Below are 18,877 nucleotides of genomic sequence, written 5' to 3'. Positions count from 1 at the left end.
CGGTGAGGTGGAGGGGGTCTCCCGGCTCAAGGGCCGTTCGCCGGCCGGGTCTACGCTATGGCGCCACGGCCATCCCATGATCCTCAGGGGGTGTGCGCGACCCCCGAGTGAGTGGAGATGACAGTGAACAGCCGTACGGGAGACTCCCGCGCCCTGCGCGGGGGACGGCCTGGTCGTAGGGGTGGCGGGCCGGTGCGCAGACCGGTTCATCGGACGCGTACGACGATACGCACCACCGGCGGGTACGCCGGGCCCGGCGGGTACGTGGAGGTGCCGGCGGCGGTCGCGGCGCCCTCGGAACCGGTCGCGCCCCGTGGGTTCCTGCCGGGGCCCGCGCGGCACGTCGCCGCATGGAGCGCGCTCACCCTGCTGGTGACGGGTGTCGTGTGCGTGGGCGTGTGGATCTGTGTGACGTTCCAGACGGCGGTCACGCCGCTGCTGATCGCACTGCTCGGTACCGCGCTGCTCGGCCCGCTGTACCGGCGGCTGGTGGCGATGCGGTTCAACAGGTCCCTCGCCGCCGGGCTGACCTGTGCGGCCGTGCTGGTGGTGATGGGCGGGGCCGGGTACATCGTGGTCGCCGCGCTGATCGACACCGGTGACCAGATCATCTCGTCGCTCAGGGACGCGGCGAAGTCGCTCAGCGACGAATTCGGGCTGGCGGGGACGTCGTTGGACGACCTCGCCAAGAACGCCAAGGAGCTGCTGTCGAAGTTCGGCGGGACCGCCGCCTCCGGGGTGCTCACCGGGGTCAGCGCCGTCAGCGAGTTCGTGGCCAGCGCGGTCCTGGCGATGCTGCTGATGTTCTTCTTCCTGCGGGACTCCGACAAGGCGGTCGCGTCCCTGCACTCGCTCGCGCCGCGCGGCTCCGGTGACACGCTGGAGGTGATGGCCCGGCGCGCGTTCCGGGCGATCGAGGGCTATATGCGGGGGACGACACTCATCGCCTTCATCGACGGTGCCCTGATCGCCATCGGCCTGCTGATCCTCCAGGTGCCGGGCGCGGTGGGGCTCGGCGCGCTGGTGTTCGTCGGCGCGTACATCCCGTACCTCGGCGCGTTCCTGTCCGGGGCGGTGGCGATCCTGGTCGCGTTCGCGGACCGGGGCCTGGTGACGGCGCTGTGGGCGGTCGGGGTGGTCTTCGCGGTGCAGCTGATCGAGGGGAACGTGCTCCAGCCGATGATCCACAGCCGGACCGTGCAGATGCACCCGGCGGCGATCCTGCTGGCCCTGACGGCGGGGGCCTCCATCGCCGGCATCCTCGGCATGCTCCTGGCGGTGCCGCTCGTCGCGGCGGCCAGCGGGGTGCTGTCGGAGCTGCGGGCGCGGTACGGGGACGGACAGGGGCAGGACCAGGGGGTGAGCGTCCCGGCGGGGCGGACATGACGTGACGGTTCCGGGGCCCGTGCGGTGCCCGGGACCGTCGGCGGACGCACGGTGACACGTTCCGGGGACCACTCCCCGTTTATGCTGGGGTCCCCAGCCGGTCCGACGCGACGCGTGCCGTCCGTCGCTCTCCCGGAAAGGACACGCCCGTGCCCTCCACCCCGTCGGCCCTCACCCTGGTCAACCTCCTGCTCCGACCCACGCTCCGTTCCCGTCGCGACCCCGACCGGGTCTTCGCGCGGATCCTCGACGGGGCCGGATGGACCGACGGCGAGGAGGAGTACCTCGACGGCTTCCGGTCACTGCTGCGCGACTGGGCGGACGACCCGGGCCTGTCCCCGGTCGGCTGGCAGTCGGCGCAGGCCCATGTGCGCCGGCATCTCACCAACCGGGCCCGTGTCCGGCGGCTGATCGCCGAGAACCCGGCCGTCGAGGAGGAGCCGGTCGAGCGGCCGGTGTTCGTGGTGGGTCTGCCGCGCACGGCCACCACGCTCGCCCACGGCGTTCTCTCCCTCTCGGACGACCACCGGTCCCCGCGGTTGTGGGAGTTGCTCGCCCCCGGCCTCGAACCGTCGCCCGAGCAGCGGCGGAAGGCGATCACCTCGGCGCGCCGGATGCTCGACGGCACCCATCGGCTCGCCCCGCGCTTCCGCGAGATCCACCCCATGACCGCCGAGGGCCCCGAGGAGGACACGTTCCTTCTGCCGCACGCCCTGGTGCCGCTGTCCCAGGCGCATCTGCCGCGCTACCACGCCTGGCAGTTCGAGCGGGACTTCGTCCCCGACTACCGGCACCTCAAGCAGGTCTTCCAGGTGCTCCAGTACGGCCGCCCGCGCCGTCGCTGGATCCTGAAGTCGCCCTTCCACACCGGCAACCTCGACGCCCTGTTCGCCGTGTTCCCGGACGCCACGCTCGTGTGGACGCACCGAGATCCGGTGACCGCCGTCGCCTCGTTCTGCAGTCTGGTCGAGGTGGGCATGACCCTCTCCCGCCGCACGGTCGACCCCCACCACCTCGGCGCGACCTGGCTGGACCTGCTGAGCCGCTCGGTACGGCGGGGTCTCGCCGCCCGCGCCGGCCTCCCCCGCGAGGCCGTGGTGGACGTGCCGTACGCATGGCTCGGCTCCGATCCGGCCACGGGGGTGCCGAAGCTGTACGACGCCGTCGGCGCCCGCTGGACCGACGCGGACGCCGCCCGGCTGCCCCAGGTCGCCACCGGCCTCAAGGGCGCCCGCCCCCACCGCTACGACCTGGCCCGCTACGGGCTGACCCGCGAGGGCGTCGAGGCCGAGTTCACGGAGTACGAGGCGCTGCGGGCCGAGGTCGACCGCGCCTGACGCACGAAGGCTCCCGGCCGCCGGCGGTCGCCGTCGGCCGGGGGCCCGCTCGTCCCGTGGTGACTAGCCGACGACCCGGCCCACCTCGATCCGGTCGATGTTCGGCGCCCAGGCGCCCGCGTTGCCGAAGGTCACCTTGTTGGCTCCCTTCCTCAGGTCGACCGGGACGCCCACGGTCCAGTAGTCGTCCCAGCTCCAGGTGTTCTTGAAGGTGACCGTGCGCGGTTCACCGTCCCCGACCGTGATGTCCGCCGTGCGGGACATGATGTCGGTGTTGTAGGCGTGGCCGTTGTCGCGGCGGTCGTTGTGGGCGTAGTGGACGACCAGGACGTACCGGCCGGCGGTGGGGGCGTCCACCGTGAACTGGGCGGTGGAGTCCGCGCCGTTGCCGAGCCGGCCGATGTACGAACCGCCCGAGGCGTGGGGGGAGTCCACGAGTCGGGCCCCGCCGGTGAGTGTGGCGGTGGCGGCCTCGTACGCCAGGGTCCCGGTGGTCGAGCCGGCGCCCGTGACGTCGACGGAGCGCACGGCCGAGTGCTTGGCGGTCGCGGTGATCCGGTTGTTGCCCGCGACCAGGTAGAGCCGCAGCGGCCGGTCGGGCACCGCCGCCACCGCCTGCCCGTGCAGGGCGAGCCGCACCGGCGCCGACGCCCGGGGCACCACCCGGTAGTAGCCGTCGCGCGGGGCGTACACGTCGAAGACCGCCTTGTCGCCGGAGCGCAGCACGAGCGCGCCGGTGCCGACGCCGGCCGAGGAGGAGTAGTCGTACGACGGCTTCCCGCTGACGTCGGCGAGGGTGGCCTCGTAGGAGGCGGCGGGCTCGCCGGTGCGGGCGGTGAGGTCGATCCGGTCGAGGGTGACCTCGGTGTCGCCCTTGGCGAGGGTCAGTCGGTGGGTGCCCGCCGTGAGCCGGACGGTGAGGTCCTTCTTGGCGCGGTAGGTCCAGTTCTCGGTGGAGGGGTAGGTGACCGTGACCGGTTCGCCGCCGTCGACGGTCAGCTTCTGGGTGGCCGGGGTCCCGGACTGGTTGCCGTAGAGGATCGCCAGGTCGTACGTGCCGTTCTCGGGGACGGACACGGTGAAGTCGACCTTGCTGGTGGGCTGGTCGAGGGAGCCGACGTCCTTGGTGCCGGAGGCGGCGTAGCCGTTGGCGTTGCTCACCGTGCCCTGGGTGTAGACCTTGCCGTCGGTGATCGCGGCGTCCTCGGCCTCGTAGGAGGCGCTCCAGGGGACGGCGGGCGTGGTCGGGGTGCCGGAGCCGCCCGGGGTGAGGACGACGCGGTAGGCCGACATCTTGTGCAGGCCGCGCAGCGGCACGGTGACCGTGCCGTCGTCCGCGATCCGCGCCTTCGTGCGGGACAGGACGCGCGGGGCGGCGTGCTGTCCCTCGTAGCCGGACCAGGCGGCCTCGGCGACGGTCGCGGTGACCGTGCGCCCGAAGAGGGACCGGGGGACCTTCTGGACCACGACGTCCGCGTCGCCGGCGGAGCCGCCGAGCAGGACCTGGGCCTGACGGCGGGAGGTGTCGAGGGAGGCGAGGCCCTGGAGGGTGTCGACGGTGTTCGCGCGCGGCGGGGTGACCTTGACGGTGTTCCCGGTCAGACCGGCGTACCAGCGGAAGAACCACCAGCCGCCGTTGGGGATGTTGGAGCGGACGACGTTGCCGTCCAGGTTGCCGGCCGCGTCCCAGTAGGCCTGGTTGGCGTACACCTTGTTGCGCTCGAACATCGAGACCCACTGGACGAGTTGGCCCGGGACGGAGAGGTCGCGGCGGTTGGCGTACTCGTCGATGTTGATCTTCAGGGGGGCCACGCCCGCCGCCCGCTCCAGTGCGCGGTAGTCGTCGTAGTGCCCCTGGAAGTCGCGGAGTGATCCCGAACCCAGTTCGTGCCAGGTCATCACCTGCGGCAGGACGTTCTCGCGCTTGGCGAAGGCGAGGAAGTCCCGCAGCAGGCGGGTGTGGTAGCCGGCCTCGTTCGGGCCGGCGATGCGCGCGTCGGGGTCGATCGCGCGGATGCGTTCGTAGACCGTCTTCCAGTCCCGGAAGAACCGGTCGCGGTTGACCTCGTACTGGGCCTGGTCGGCGACGTCGAGCTTGTACCAGATCTGGTCGGGCTCGTTGAACGGGATGTAGACGAAGCGGTCGCTGTTCGGGTCGGCCGAGACCTGCTCGACGATCCTGTCGACCTTGGGGAGGTAGTCGTCGATGCCGAGGTCCTCGTACGGCCACTTGGCGTAGATGTCCTGCATCATCACGTTGATCTCGCCGCCGCCGTTGCGGAAGAACGACCTGGAGACGGTGAGCGCGTCACCGTTGGGGTGCTGGGCGCCGCCCTCCGGCTTCTGCGAGATGCTGGTGATCTTCAGCGGCGCGAGGACCGCGTCACTGGGCACCCCGTCGTCGCTGAGCCCGTACAGCGCGCCGTTGGCGCCGTGCATCACCGGGCCCTCGGAGGCGGAGAGGTCGACGGTGAGGCGCTGCGGATCGGCGACCGCGGCCGCGGCCGGTCCGGTGTCGGGGAGGGTGCTGCCTGCCATGGCGGTGACTCCAAGTAGCGCTGTGACCAGGGCGGTTCTCGTTCGGGACCTGCTGCGGTGCCGACTGCGGGCTCTCGTGCGGGTGGGGGTGATCACGCGGCTGGACCTCCGGTCGTTTGACGGCTCCACTGGTGATTCCGGACACGTCTGGGGGGGCGGAGAGCTCGGTCGGAGTGTGTGGTCGGAGAACTGGGTGACTTCGCGCGGGGCTGGAGAGGCCGAACAGGGTGGCGCTGGGGGTCAGGGCTTCGCGGGCGGGGGCCCGACGCTCTCCCGCACCACCAGTTCCGGGACGGAGACGGGGTGCGGGGCGATCTGCGCGGACTCCTCGACCACCCCGTGCAGCAAGGCGAACGCGGACCGCCCAAGGCCGGTGAAGTCCAGCCGGACCGTCGTCAGGGACGGGGTCAGATAGGCGGAGTGCGGGGCGTCGTCGAACCCGGCGACGCTGACCTCCCCCGGCACCGACCGCCCGGCCTCGTGCAGCGCGCGCAGCACGCCGAGCGCGAGGTCGTCGTTGCCGCAGAGGATCGCGGTGACCGCCGGGTCCCCGGCCAGCCGGCGGCCGGCCGCGTGACCGCCCGCCGGGCCCCAACTGCCCTGCACCGGACGGGGTTCGGGCGCCCCGGCCTCCTTGAGCGCCTGCCGCCAGCCGGAGGTACGGGCACTGGTCCGCCGGGTGCTGGAGGGGATCGCGACGTAGTGCACGGTCTCGTGGCCGAGGGAGAGGAGGTGGCGGGTCGCCTGGCAGGCGGCCTCGCGGTCGTCGGTCCACACCCAGGGGCGGTCGCCGCCGGGCGGGGCGGCCGGCGTCTCCACCACGCCCACGACCGGCAGTTCGGCGGGCACGGCCCCGAGGGCCGCGACACCGGCCGGATCGTAGGCGATCACGATGAGACCACCGCCCACGTCCGCCGCGCGACGCACCTCGGCGGCGACTGCGGCCTCGTCCGCCGATTCCAGGACGCCGATGCCGACCGCGTACGACGCCGACCGCGCCGCCTCCTCGATGCCCTGGAGGATCGAGGCGTAGCCGTAGTGCGTGGTGTTCGCGGTCAGGACGGTCACCGCCCGGCTGCGGCCGCTGGCCAGCGCGTGCGCGGTGACGTTCCGCCGGAAGCCCAGCTCGTCGATGGCGGCCTGCACCCGCTCCCGGGTCGACTGCTTGACGCTGGGGTGGTCGTTGATCACCCGCGAGACCGTCTGGTACGAGACCCCGGCGGCGGTCGCGACGTCCCGGATGCTCGCCGGGCGCCTTGTGTGACCGGTCACATGCATGCCAGGATTGTGACCGGTCACACAGAGGGCGTCAAGAGAACGCACGAGAGTTCCACGCGGGCGCCTCCGGCTGCGGACGGCACACGGGCAGGTGGTTCGGACGGCCAGGGAGGGGAATCGACGTGGACTCGGGTGCGAACGATTTCGGCGGGGGCGGGCCGGAGAGCGAGCCAGAAGACGGTGTGACGGGCGGCCAGGCGGGTGCACGGGCGGGTGGCGTGACGGGCGGTGTGACCGTGCCCGGTCGCGCGGGCACGGTCTTCGGCTGGGGGCACCCGGCCGTCGCGAGCGTGTTCGCGACGGCTGCCGACGGGACCCTGCGGCTGATCCGGCTCGGGCCCTCCGGTGACACCGTGGATCCCGAAACCGCACTCCCGCTCGTCGAGTTGACGGCGTTCGGGCACGGCAGCGGGTGGTCGGGGCCGCGGTTCACGGGGACGGCGTTCGGGGCGAGGCTCGTGTACCGGGGGCACCGTGCCGAGGGGGGAAGGGGTGGCCGTGGCGGTGATGGCGGCGGCGACTGGGAGCGGCTGACCGTCGAACTTCAGGATCCCGTGACCGGGTTGACCGCGTTCGTCGAGTTGTCCTCCCCTGCCGGGGTCGCCGTCCTCCGCTCCCGGGTACGGCTGCGCAACGACGGTGCCGAGCCCCTCGTCGTGCAGTCCGTCAGCAGTCTCCTCCTCGGCGGGCTGCCCTCCCCCGACGACCTCGATGTGCACCGGGCGCGCAACGACTGGCTCGCGGAGTGCCGTTGGTACGCCGAGCCGCTGCGGGCGACGGTCGCCGACATCAGCGTCGACGCCCATCAGCACGACAGCCGGGCGGCGCTCACCCTGACCGGGCGCGGGAGTTGGCCCAGCGACGGGCATCTGGCGATGGGGGCGCTCACGGAGCGGGGTGGGGACGGGGGTGAGGCCGGGGACGGGAACCGGGAGCGCGGCAGGGGCCGGGCCTGGGTCTGGCAGGTGGAGTCGGCGGCCGGTTGGCGCTGGGACCTGGGGGAACGGGCGCACGGCACGTATCTCGCGCTGAACGGGCCGACGGACGCGGAGCACCAGTGGCGGGTGCGGCTCGCGCAGGGCGAGACGTTCACCACCGTGGCGGCGGCGCTCGCGCTCGGGTCGGGAGGCGGGTCGGGACCGGGGTCGATGGTCGGCTCGGCGCTTGGGGCGGGGCGCGGCTCGGGGCTTGGGGCGGGGCGCGGCTCCGGGCTTGGGGCGGGGCGCGGCTCCGGGCTCGATGACGCGCTGGCGGCGCTGACCGCGTACCGCCGTGCCGTTCGCCGCCCCCATCCCGACCACGACACGCTTCCCGTGATCTTCAACGACTACATGAACACGCTGATGGGCGACCCGACCACCGCGAAGCTGCTGCCGCTGATCGACGCGGCGGCGGACGCGGGCGCCGAGTACTTCTGCATCGACTCCGGCTGGTACGACGACACGGTGGACGGCGGCTGGTGGGACGGCGTCGGCGAGTGGCTGCCGTCGTCGCGCCGGTTTCCGACGGGGGGTACGGACGGTGGGGCGGCCGCAGAGGCCGGTGGTCATGGCGGGGCGGGGGCGAGCGGCGGCCCCGGTGCCGGGGCGGGGGCGAGCGGCGCAGCCGGAGGGAGCGGCACCGGCACGGCCGAAGCGGGCCGGGCGGCCGGCGGCGAGGCAGGAGCGGGTGGCCCGGTCGACGGGGGGATCCGTGCCGTGCTGGGCCGGATCCGGGAGCGCGGCATGGTTCCCGGGCTCTGGCTGGAGCCCGAGGTCGTCGGCGTGCGCAGCGCGGTCGCGGCGGAGCTGCCGCCGGAGGCCTTCTTCCAGCGCGACGGCGTGCGGCTGACGGAACAGGGCCGCCACCAGCTCGACCTGCGCCACCCGGCGGCCCGTGCCCACCTCGACAGGACGGTGGACCGTCTCGTCGGGGACTGGGGCGTGGGCTACCTCAAGCTCGACTACAACATCGTGATCGACCCCGGCACGACCGCCCCCGGCGATCTCTCCCCCGGCGCCGGCCTCCTGGGCCATGCCCACGCCTACCTGGAGTGGCTCTCCGACGTCCTGGACCGCTACCCGCACCTCGTCGTCGAGAACTGCGCCTCCGGCGGGATGCGCATGGACGGCGCCACCCTGGCCGTGGCCCAGCTCCAGTCCACCAGCGATCAGCAGGACCCGCTGCGCTGTCCCCCGATCGCCGCCGCCGCGCCCACGGCGGTGCCCCCGGAGCAGGGCGCCGTCTGGGCCTATCCGCAGCACGAGTACGAGGACGACCTGATCACGTTCACCCTGGGCGGCGCCCTCCTGGGCCGCATCCACCTGTCGGGACACCTGGACCGCATGACGGAACGTCAACTCCGTCTTGTGCGTGAGGCGGTGGGCACGTACAAGTCGATTCGCGGGGACCTGGCGCGTGCCGTGCCGTTCTGGCCGCTCGGCCTGCCGGGCTGGACGGACGAGTGGCTGGGGCTGGGGCTGCGCGCCGAGGACGGACGAGGACCGGCGTACGTGTCCGTGTGGCGGAGGGGTGGCGCGCCCGAAGTACGGTTCCCGGTGGCGCACTTGAGGGGCTCGGATCGGCCCGTGCACACCGAGGTCCTGCACCCCTCGGCCGCGCGCGCGGACTCGGCGGTGTCCTGGGACCCCGCCACCGGCGAACTCCGGGTCTCGGTGCCGCGCGTCCCCGGCGTCCTGCTGATTCGCCTGACCCAGGAGGAGCGGGCCAGGGCCTAGAGGGCAAGGGCCCGGGACGATCCGAGCCGGCACCGCGTGGGAGCGCGGCACCGGCTCGGACTCGTGCGCGGGCCTAGTCACGACCCGTTCGCCGCCGACGTCCGCAGATCAACTGCTGCTGACCGTCAGGTTGTTGGTGGTGAAGTTCAGGCCGCCGGAGGACGAGGTGACCTCGAAGCCGAACTGGACGTCACCGATGGTCTCGTTGCCCATCCAGCCCTTGGTGTCCTTGATCCACTTGAGAATGGGGAGGATCTGGACCGTGCCGGAGTTCGAGTCGGAGGTGCGCAGGAAGGAGAAGACCTCGTTGGCCCCGTTGCTGCCCTTGTAGACGCTCCAGGTGTGGCCGCCGAGCGTGACGTTGCCCTGCGCGGTGCCGAGCGGACCGACGGCTCCGTTGTAGTTGACCCAGAGCATGATCTCGTAGTCGTAGTCCGTGTCCCAGATGTCGTACGACGAGTTGTACGCGCCCGACGACGGGACCGTCACGTTGTAGCTGCTGTTGAGCGAGCCGAGCGAGGTGATCGTCCTGTTGATCACCTTCTTGGAGTTGGGGTACGACTTGATGCCGCCGGTGTTGGGGTGGTTGGCCCAGACTCCCCAGTTGGTACCGGAGTTGGCCCAGATGCACTGGCTGCCGGCGCCGGAGCCCCAGATGTTGTTGTAGAGCGTGTAGCCGTTGAGACTGGTGTTGCCCCACTGGTCGCACGAGTTCCAGACGGCGGCCGAGGCGGGGGCGGAGGCGAGGCCGATCGTGGCGCCGAGCGCGAGCGCGGGGGCGAGCAGGGCCTTGCCGATCCGGCCCAGGGTGCGGGTGCGGGTGCGTAGTGCCATGGGTGTCGGTTCCTTCCATGGGTGGGGGGACGTGCGGGGTGGGGAGCTACCGCGCCCCCGTGGGGAGGACGCGGTCTTCTCCGGCACCGGGGCCGGGCCGATCACTGCGGACGCCGACCCGCCGCGGAGCCGGGGAAGTCATGGGCATGGTCACGGTCCCGGCTTCAGCACCGCCACGCCGTGCCGACCGAGCGACAGCGACCCGGTGACGGTCGCCCCCGTCAGCAGGTCGCGATGGGCACCGGGCACGTCGACGGTGACCTCGTCGCGGCCGTGGTTGAGCACGAACAGCAGGTCGCCGCGGAGCACCGCCTCGACCCCGCCGGGCAGTCCGTCCAGCACCGGCCGAACCCCGGCGTCGGCGGCGATCCGCCCCAACAGGGCACGCAGTTCGGCCGGTTCGGGCAGCGTGGAGACGTACCAGGCGCGTCCCTTCCGCAGCACCGCCGGGAGACCGTCGAGTTCGCCGCCCTTGTAGGGAACGGCCTCGTCCACGTCCGCCGGCTCGATCTCCTCGGACCACAGCGTTCCCCGGAAGACGCCCCGGGCGCCGTCGCACTCGACCTCCTCCCCCGGATCGAGCGGCCACCACTCCTGCAGGGTGCGGATGCCGAAGAGGTCGCGCAGCCGGGCGTCCATGCCGCCGGGGCGCACCCGGTCGTCCTCGTCGGCGACACCGGTCAGGAAGCCGCTGACGAGGGTGCCGCCGCCCCGCACGTACGCGAGGAGGTTGTCCACGGCCGCGTCCGTGAGCAGGTAGAGCTGCGGTACGACGACGAGACGGTGCGCGGAGAGATCGTGCTCGGGGTGGGCGAAGGCCGTGGTGAGGTTGGCCTCCCAGAGCGCGCGGTGCCAGGCGCCCACGACCTGCGGGAGATCGACCTCGGACGACAACCGGCCGTCCTGGGCACCGGCCCACCAGGAATTCCAGTCGAACAGCACGGCGATGTCCGCCTGGATGTGTCGGCCTGTCACCTCGCTCGCGATGGCCGCGAGTTCCCGGCCGAGCTGCTTCACCTCCTGGTAGACGCGCCCCTGCTCACCCGCGTGGCCGACCATGCCCGAGTGGAACTTCTCCGCGCCCTGCCGGGACTGCCGCCACTGGAAGTAGCAGACGGCGTCCGCGCCACGAGCCACGGCCTGGAAGGACCACAGACGGTTGAGCCCGCGGGGTTTGGGGTGGTTGACCCCGCGCCAGTTGACGGGCCCCGCCGCCTGCTCCATCAGCATCCAGGGGCCGCCGCCCGCCTGGGAACGGGTCATGTCCTGGACCAGGGCGCCGTTCTGCGCGCCGAGCGGGTCGCGCGGATCCGGGTAGAGGTCGACCGAGACGACGTCCTCCTCCTCGGCCCACCGCCAGGCGTCCTGCCCCACCCACATCGGCATGAAGTTGGTGGTGACCGGAAGGTGGGGGGTGTGCCGGCGGACGATGTCGCGCTCCATGACGTAGCACTCCAGGAGCATGTCGCTCGTGAAGCGTTTGAAGTCGAGCACCTGGGTGGGGTTGCGCAGGTAGTGGGCCCGGCGCGGCGGGAGGATCTCGTGCCAGCCGTCGTAGCCCTGGCTCCAGAACGCGGTGCCCCAGGCGTCGCCCAGCGCTTCGAGCGTGCCGTACTTCCGCCGCAGCCACACCCGGAAGGTGCGCGCCGCCTCGTCGCCCCAGTCGTAGGTGCAGTACTCGTTGTTGATGTGCCACATCGTGAGGGCCGGGTGGTCGGCGTAGCGGGCGGCGAGATCCTCGGTGATGGCGGCGGCGTGACGCCGGTAGGCGTCGCTGGAGTGGGAGAAGTGCTGGCGGGAGCCCCACCACTCGATCCGGCCGTCCTCGTCGCGCGGGAGGGTCTCGGGGTACAGGCGCCCCATCCACGGCGGCGGAGAGGCGGTGGGGGTGGCGAGGACGACGCCGATCCCGCTCGCGTGCATCAGGTCCATCAACCGGTCGAGCCAGCCGAACTCCCGTGCTCCGGGCCGGGGTTCGAGCTTGGCCCAGGAGAAGACACCGAGGGTGACGGAGTTGACGCCCGCCTCCCGCATCAGGCGTACGTCCTCGTGCCACATCTCCTCGGGCCACTGCTCGGGGTTGTAGTCGCCCCCGAAGAGGATGCGGCCGCGGGTGGCGTCCGCCAGGGACGGTGCCGTCAGCCCCGCAGGCCCCTTCAGTCCCGTCGACCCCGTTGGCCGCGTCGATCCCGTCGGTCCCATCGACCCCGTCGATCCCGCCGGCCCCGGCATCAGACCGGCTCCCCGTACTGGATGCCGCGCCCGTTGGTGCCCAGGTACACACGGCCGTAGACGCGCGGGTCGCCGACGATGACCTCGCCGGTCCAGCCCCACTGGTGGGCGTCGTCGTTGATACGGGTCCAGGTCTTGGCGGCGTCGTCGGAACGGTGGACGGCGGTCCGGGTCTCCGTCGAGCCGACCTGGTAGATCGCCGGGTAGTCGGCGCCCGGGGCCGCCTTGCCGAAGCCGAGGGTGTAGGAGGCCCGGCAACTGTCGACCTTGGAGAAGACCGCCCCCGCGTCGGTGGACCGGTACAGCCCGTTCGTCTTCGCGCTCAGCCACAGGTCACCGGTGCGTCCGGGGGCCGCGACCACCTTGAACTGGATGTCCCCCGCGGGCAGTCCGGTGGCCCGGGGCGAGAAGGAGGCACCGCCGTCCGTGCTCGCGTACAGCGTTCCCGCGTCGGTGTCGTAGGCGTAGAAGCGCGCCGGGTCGACCGGATCGGCGACCGGCGTGGCGCCCTTGGGGAAGGAGGGGACCTCGGCCCAGGTCGCGCCGTGGTCGGTGGAGCGGTGGGCCGCGTACTTCGTGCCGTCCCAGTGCGCGAAGGACCACAGCAGCACGCTGCCGTCGGCGTTCACGGCGATCGGTCCCGGCGCACTCTTCGCGATGTCGGGCTGGGTCCCGAAGGGCTCCCAGGTCCGGCCCCCGTCCTTCGAGCGGGCCCCGTTGCCGTGGTCGCCCCAGCCGGTGCGAACCACGTACGACGGCTTCGCCGCGGCCTGCGCGAGTCCGGTCGCCGATCCGAACACGGGGTTCGACGCCATGCCGCGCGACGGTGAGGCGGTGAGCCGCTCGTGGTACATCGTGCCGATGTCGCCGCAGCCGCTGATCAGGTGCGCCTGCCCGGTCGGGGGCGAGATCAGCTGGCGTACCGCCGTCTCCTCCAGGCCCCGGATCTGCGGGGCCCAGTTCTTCAGGTCCCGGGTGCCGTAGAGGGTCGCGCCGGTGCCGTAGACGAGGTGCTTCGAGTCGTACGGGTCGAGGGCGAGCGCCTGGATCCACCAGCCGAACTTGGGCTTGTCGGCGCCCCACTTGAGATAGGGGGTCTCGGACACGTCGAGTACGGCGGAGTCCTTGAGGGACGTCCAGGTGCGGCCGCCGTTGGTGGACCGGAACAGGGTGTCGATCTCGGCCCAGCGGTTGTTGGTGGACACGACCACCGTGCCCGGACGGCGGGCGTCGACGGCGACCCCGCCGTAGCCGAAGGCGTCGGTGCCGCCGTCGGTCGCGGTGCCGCCCGGCTTCACGGGGGTCACCTCGGTCCATGTGCCGTTGGCGGTGCGGAGCTTGTGCACGCTGCCGTCCGACTGGCCGTTGGGGCCGGGGGCGTTCGCGTACGTCACGTACAGCTCGCGGGTGTGCCGGTCGTAGGCGGCGCGGATCGGGACCTTGGCGGCGGCGCCGGTCGGGCTGCCGGGGACGGCCTCCCAGGTGGTGCCGTCGCCTGTGCGGAAGAGGTTCGCCGTCGCGGAGGTGCCGTCGGCGTCGCCCCAGCCGGCGTACACGGTGCGGCCGGCGGCCACGAGCAGGGTGACACCCTGGCCGGAGGCGCTCGGGGCCGCCGGGAAGCCGGTCACGGGCGCCCAGGTGGCGCCCCGGTCCGTCGACCTGAGCAGACCGTCGTGCCGGGTGCCCAGCCACAGGGTGTCGCTGTCGCGCGGGTCGACGAGGAGCCGTTCGCCCGTGCCCCGGCCGTCCTCGTTGGCGCCGAGCTTCACGGTCAGGTCGCTGCGGGTCCAGGTGGCGCCGCGGTCGTCGGAGCGCAGGATCGCGCCGTTGCCGGCCCAGGGCTGGGTGTAGGTGCCGAGGGCGAGGTAGACGCGGTCCGGGTGGGCGGGGTCGAGGGCGATGGCCTCCACACCGAGGAGGTTCCAGTCGTCCCAGCCGAGGTGGTCGGTCAGCGGGGTCCAGCGGGCCTTGCGGTCGTCCCAGCGGTAGGCGCCGCCGATGTCGGTGCGGGCGTAGGCGAGACCGCGTCTGGCCGGGTGGAAGAGGACGCCGCTGACGAAGCCGGTGCCGCCGATCACGGCGTTGCGCCACCGGTAGCCTCCGGCGGTCGAGCCGCTTCGAGCCTCGGTGGCGTGGGCCTGGGCTGTCGGTGCGGGGAGGGTCGTGAGAGCCGCGGCGGCCGCGGTGCCGGCGAGTACGATGCGGCGGGTCGGGTGGGAGGTGCGCATGACATACCTCGTCTTGTACGGGGGAGGGGTGGGGTGGGTGGAGCGCCCCATGGCTCGGGGGTTCCGGTGCGTGGACGAGTGCGGGTGGTTCGTGGCCGGTCGCGCAGTTCCCCGCGCCCCTGTAGGGCCTACGGCCCCTTCGGGCTGGAAAGCACGGGCGCAGCCCCTGCTTTCCAGGGGCGCGGGGAACTGCGCGAGAAGCCCCACGCACCCGCACCCGCCGACGAACCCGCGCCCCCGAGTCGCAAGGCGCCCCGGTCAGCCCTTGATCGCGCCGGTGAGCATGCCCTTCTTGAAGTGCTTCTGGACGAAGGGCGAGAGCACCGCGACCGGCAGCAGGGCCATCACCATGACCGCCATCTGAACGGCCAGGCCGGACAGCTGACCGGTCCTGATCGCCTGGCTCAGTCCGACCGGCGCTTCCTGCTTCTGCACGAGCTGGATCATGACGTTCTGCAACGGCATCATGTCCTGGTCGTTCAGGTAGATCGACGCGTTGAACCAGGCGCTCCAGTACCCGACGGCGTAGAACAGCGTGATCACGGCGAGGACGGCCCGGGACAGCGGCATGACGATCTGCCAGAGGATCCGGAGGTCACCCGCGCCGTCGATGCGCGCGCTGTCGATGAGTTCCTGCGATATCCCCATGAAGAAGCCCCGCAGCACGAGGATGTTGAAGATGCTCACCGCGCTCGGCAGGATCAGTGCGAGATAGGTGTCCATCAGTCCGAGGGACTGCACCAGCAGGTAGGTGGGGATGAGCCCCGCGCTGAAGAACATGGTCGCCAGCAGCGTCATCAGGATCCAGCGGTGCCCGAAGGATCCGCTGCGCGACAGACCGTAGGCGCACAGGACGGACACCGCCATGGAGAACACTGTGCCGACCAGGGTGATGAGGATGCTGATGACCGCGGCGCGGGTGACCTGACCGCCGCTCAGCAGTTCCTCGTAGGCGATGAAGGTGATGCCCTTGGGCACGATCACCAGGCCGCCCGCCTCGTCGATGGTCCTGCGGGACGACAGACTGGTGACGACCACGATCCACAGCGGGAAGAGGACCGCCAGACACGCGAACGACAGGGCGATCCCCTTGCCCGCGACGCCGGCCTTCGAAGGTGCCTCCTCCCAGGCCGGTCGGGGCGGGGCCTGCCACCAGCGGGGGGTCCTCTCCCGCCGGTCCGGCTCGGTGTCCTGGCGCGGCCGCGCCATCACGGACGTCATTTCTTGTACACCCCCTGCTCGCCCATGAGATGGGCCACCTTGTTGGCGGCGAGCACCAGGCCGATGCTGACCACGCCCTTGACGAGGCCGGCGGCGGCCGCGTAGCCGAAGTCCTGGTTGCGTACGCCGTTCCACCACACGAAGGTGTCGAGGACCTCCCCCGCGCCCGGTCCGACACCGTCGCGTTGCAGCAGGATCTGTTCGAACCCGACGGTCAGGGCGTCGCCGACGCGCAGGACGAGCAGAAGGGCGATCACCGGACGCAGGGCGGGAAGCGTGACGTGCCACATCCGGCGCCATCGTCCGGCACCGTCCATCGCGGCGGCCTCGTAGTGGTCCGTGGGCACCGAGGCCAGCGCGGCGAGGAAGACGATGATCCCCCAGCCGGCGTCCTTCCACACGCTCTGCGCGGTGATCAGGAACGGGAAGGTGTCCGGGTTGGTCATGATGTCGAAACCGTCGTAGCCGTTCTGCCGCAGCAACTGGGAGAGCATCCCGGCGCCGCCGAACATCTGCTGGAAGACGGCGATGACGAGCACCCAGGAGAAGAAGTGCGGCAGGTAGAGCACGGCCTGGGCGACGGCCCGAACCCGGGGCCGGATCACGCTGTTGATGAGCAGCGCGAGCAGGATCGGGATCGGGAAGAACAGCACGAGCTGGACGAAGAACAGCACCAGCGTGTTCTCGACGGCGTTCCAGAAGGCCGAGTCCTCGAAGATGCGCTGGAAGTTCTCCAGGCCCACGAAGGGACTGTTCAGCATGGACACGATGCCGTTGTCGCTGATGTAGGGGTCGTAGTCCTGGAAGGCGACCACATTGCCGAGCACCGGCAGGTAGTTGAAGACCAGGACCAGCACGACGGCCGGCAGCGTCATCAGGAGCAGGACCCGGTCGCGTCGGAACCTGACCCGCAGGCTCAGCTTCTCCGGGGGGCGTTTCTCGGGGGAGCCGGTGGTGCCGTCGGGTGTCACCCGGGTCTTCACCGGCGTGCTGGCCTCGGTCTCGCTGCGAGGCACCGTGCTGTGGGACACAGCCGCTCTCCTTGCCTCAGAGCCCGGTCAGCTCGCCGCCGAACCGTTCTCGTCGAGGAGCTTCTTGTACCAGTCGCGCAGCTTGTCGCCGCCCTTGCTCTTCCAGTCGGACACGGCCTGCTGCATGTCGCCGATCTTCTTGTGCCCGCGGATGATGTCGTCCTCGAGCTGCTCGAAGTCGTTGGCGAGGTTGGTGTAGCGGGAGGGCTCGGTGATCTGCAGGCCCCAGAAGGACGACTTCTTGGTGAAGGCGCCCATCCGCTGCTGCCATTCGACCTGGGCCTTGGTGTAGTCCGGGAGGTCGGGGTGCGCGATGGTCGGGGCAGGGCTCGCCACCATGACATAGGCGTTGATGACCTCGTTGTTGCCCTTGTCGTTCTTGACGGGGACACCGTCCTTGAGCGTGTAGTGGGTGCCCTCGACGCCGTAGTTGGTCATCATCCACTCCTTGGTGCCGTACGGCGCCGCGGTGACGTTGGCGACCGCCAGCACGTCGCGGATGACGGACTCGGAGGCCTTCTTGCTGACGAAGGCGAAGATGTTGGCCGGCATCGTGGCGTACAGCGTCGGGTCACCGCCGTCGTGGCCCCAGATGTCCATGCCCCAGACCTTGACGTCGGGGTTCTGGGTCGAGAAGGAGGCCTGGTGCCCGTACCAGCCGGACATGTCGGTGTTCCAGATCAGGAACTCGCCGGCGGCGAACTTGGTTGCCGGGTCGGCGATCTGGCTCTTGCCCAGCTTGAAGTTGGGGTGGACCACTCCGGCGGCGAACAGCTTCCGCGTCCACTCGATGGCTTCAAGGTACTCCGGGGTCTCGATGCGGTTGATCAGCTTGCCGTCGACCAGGTTCCACCAGAGCGGCTTCTCACCGCCCCCGAGCACGCCGAAGTTGCTGAACGCGGTCCACTTCATGTCACCGCAGGCCCACCGCTTGGCCCTGGGGTTGGTGATGTCCTTGCACAGGGCCATGAACTCGTCGGCGGACCGCGGGATTTCGTAGCCCTCCTTGTCGAAGATGTCCTGGCGGTAGAGCGGCACGATGTTCCCTACGTACCCGGCGGGCATCGGCAGGCCCATCAGCTTGCCGCCGAAGATGGAGCGCTGCCAGGCGTCGCTGGGGATCGCCGCGAGGTTGGCGTACTCCTTGACCTTGTCCCCGGAGAGGTACGGGCCGAGGTCGGCGAACTTGGCGATGATGGCGCTGGGTATCTTGCCCATCATGTTCCAGCCGGGGATGACGACCACGTCCGGGATGTCGCTGGAGGCGAGGACCGCGCCGAGTTTCTGGTCGTAGGTGTTGCCGTCCTGGTTGCGCCACTGGACGTCGACGCCGATCAGGTCGTTCATCGACGTGTAGTAGGGGTTGTCGCCCTTCGGCGGTGATCCCCAGAACGGCGACATGATGGTGACCTTGCCGCCCTTGCCGAGCTTCTTGGTGACCGACGTCTTGAGGTCGGCGCTGTCGAGCTTGGCGGTGAAGCCCATCGCGGAACCGTTCTTCGCCGGGATGTCCGGCTTCACCACGTCGCTCGCCACATACGCCGGGAGGATCTTCTTGGCGTCCTTGCCCGACGTGGTGCCCTCGCGCGAGCCACTGTCCGAGCCTCCGCAGGCGGACAGCAGCGGCAGCCCCCCGGCGACCGCTGCGGTGGCGACCGCCGTGGAAGCGAGGAAGCTTCTCCGGCTCGGGGCGGGGGTGGCGGAGTTCGGCGTCATTGCGTCAACCCTTCATGGCGCACACCAGGACACCCGGCGGTGGCCGTCGGCTGCGGTGTCAGTGAGGAACTGGCTGTGCTGAAGCGGTGAACCCTCGAGCGGCGGAGGGAGGTTGAGCACGCGAAGCGTTGCCCTCCACAGTCGAAGCGCTTCGATGTTGCTGCGAGGTTAAGTGAACGACGAGGGGTGCACAAGGGGCGATTCCCAGATTCCTCGGCGGTGCCGGCGACCGGAAGACCCCCCTCCGACCTTCGATATCCCGGCCTGTATGTCGGTGCGGAAACGGATCTGTTGCGCCTCGGTCTCTTGACACCCGGCCTACGGTCGAATGAGCATCGAAGCGCTTCGAAAGCGCCCCG

The 18,877-nt window shown here is 71.2% G+C and carries 11 protein-coding genes; 3 read left to right on the top strand and 8 right to left on the bottom strand.

The genetic code is table 11. From position 1 onward, the window contains the following. The first annotated feature begins 192 nt into the window (after positions 1-192). A complete protein-coding gene (locus GWK25_RS08920) occupies positions 193-1,386 on the top strand; it encodes an AI-2E family transporter (protein WP_308404192.1) in 1,194 nt (397 codons plus the stop codon). Positions 1,387-1,535: 149 nt separating this feature from the next. Then, a complete protein-coding gene (locus tag GWK25_RS08915; protein WP_215449250.1) occupies positions 1,536-2,723 on the top strand; it encodes a sulfotransferase in 1,188 nt (395 codons plus the stop codon). Positions 2,724-2,786: 63 nt separating this feature from the next. Here GWK25_RS08915 and GWK25_RS08910 read toward each other — a convergent pair whose 3' ends face one another. Together GWK25_RS08910 and GWK25_RS08905 are read right to left on the bottom strand one after the other, a co-directional pair. Beyond that, entirely contained in the window at positions 2,787-5,261 is a 2,475-nt protein-coding gene (locus GWK25_RS08910) for a CBM35 domain-containing protein (protein WP_215449249.1), read from the bottom strand. A gap of 240 nt (positions 5,262-5,501) precedes the next feature. After that, positions 5,502-6,539 carry a LacI family DNA-binding transcriptional regulator gene (locus GWK25_RS08905; RefSeq protein ID WP_215449248.1) on the bottom strand — a complete coding sequence of 346 codons (1,038 nt, stop codon included), beginning with the start codon at positions 6,537-6,539 and terminating at the stop codon, positions 5,502-5,504. 182 nt (positions 6,540-6,721) lie between these two features. On the opposite strand from GWK25_RS08905, the gene GWK25_RS43280 reads away from it, so the two are divergent. Further along, positions 6,722-9,256 (top strand): alpha-galactosidase, encoded by a 2,535-nt coding sequence (locus GWK25_RS43280; protein WP_308404191.1) that lies wholly within the window; start codon positions 6,722-6,724, stop codon positions 9,254-9,256. A 108-nt stretch (positions 9,257-9,364) separates the two neighbouring features. Here the strand turns inward: GWK25_RS43280 and GWK25_RS08890 are convergent, their stop codons facing one another. The 6 genes from GWK25_RS08890 to GWK25_RS08865 all read right to left on the bottom strand — a co-directional run bounded on the left by GWK25_RS08890 (position 9,365) and on the right by GWK25_RS08865 (position 18,518). Then, positions 9,365-10,090 (bottom strand): hypothetical protein, encoded by a 726-nt coding sequence (locus GWK25_RS08890; RefSeq protein WP_215449247.1) that lies wholly within the window; start codon positions 10,088-10,090, stop codon positions 9,365-9,367. A gap of 150 nt (positions 10,091-10,240) precedes the next feature. After that, on the bottom strand, positions 10,241-12,292 hold the full coding sequence (locus GWK25_RS08885; protein ID WP_215449246.1) for a beta-galactosidase: 2,052 nt from the start codon (positions 12,290-12,292) through the stop codon (positions 10,241-10,243). Positions 12,293-12,321: 29 nt separating this feature from the next. Then, the gene (locus tag GWK25_RS08880; RefSeq protein ID WP_215449245.1) at positions 12,322-14,550 is read right to left on the bottom strand and encodes a 1,4-beta-glucanase; all 2,229 of its coding nucleotides are present in this window, start codon (positions 14,548-14,550) and stop codon (positions 12,322-12,324) included. A gap of 258 nt (positions 14,551-14,808) precedes the next feature. Next, positions 14,809-15,771 carry a carbohydrate ABC transporter permease gene (locus tag GWK25_RS08875; protein ID WP_215449244.1) on the bottom strand — a complete coding sequence of 321 codons (963 nt, stop codon included), beginning with the start codon at positions 15,769-15,771 and terminating at the stop codon, positions 14,809-14,811. Further along, positions 15,768-16,802: a sugar ABC transporter permease gene (locus GWK25_RS08870; protein WP_215449243.1), complete on the bottom strand. Its 1,035-nt coding sequence runs from the start codon at positions 16,800-16,802 to the stop codon at positions 15,768-15,770. Before GWK25_RS08870 ends, GWK25_RS08875 begins: the two co-directional genes overlap by 4 nt. Positions 16,803-16,829: 27 nt before the next feature. Next, the gene (locus tag GWK25_RS08865) at positions 16,830-18,518 is read right to left on the bottom strand and encodes an extracellular solute-binding protein (RefSeq protein WP_215449242.1); all 1,689 of its coding nucleotides are present in this window, start codon (positions 18,516-18,518) and stop codon (positions 16,830-16,832) included. Between the last annotated feature and the right edge of the window lie 359 nt (positions 18,519-18,877).

This window comes from Streptomyces sp. ATCC 21386 (genome assembly GCF_018728545.1).
Classification (GTDB): domain Bacteria; phylum Actinomycetota; class Actinomycetes; order Streptomycetales; family Streptomycetaceae; genus Streptomyces.
The sequence above is the reverse complement of the archived record's forward strand: the minus strand, read 5'-3'. Positions and strand labels throughout refer to the sequence as shown.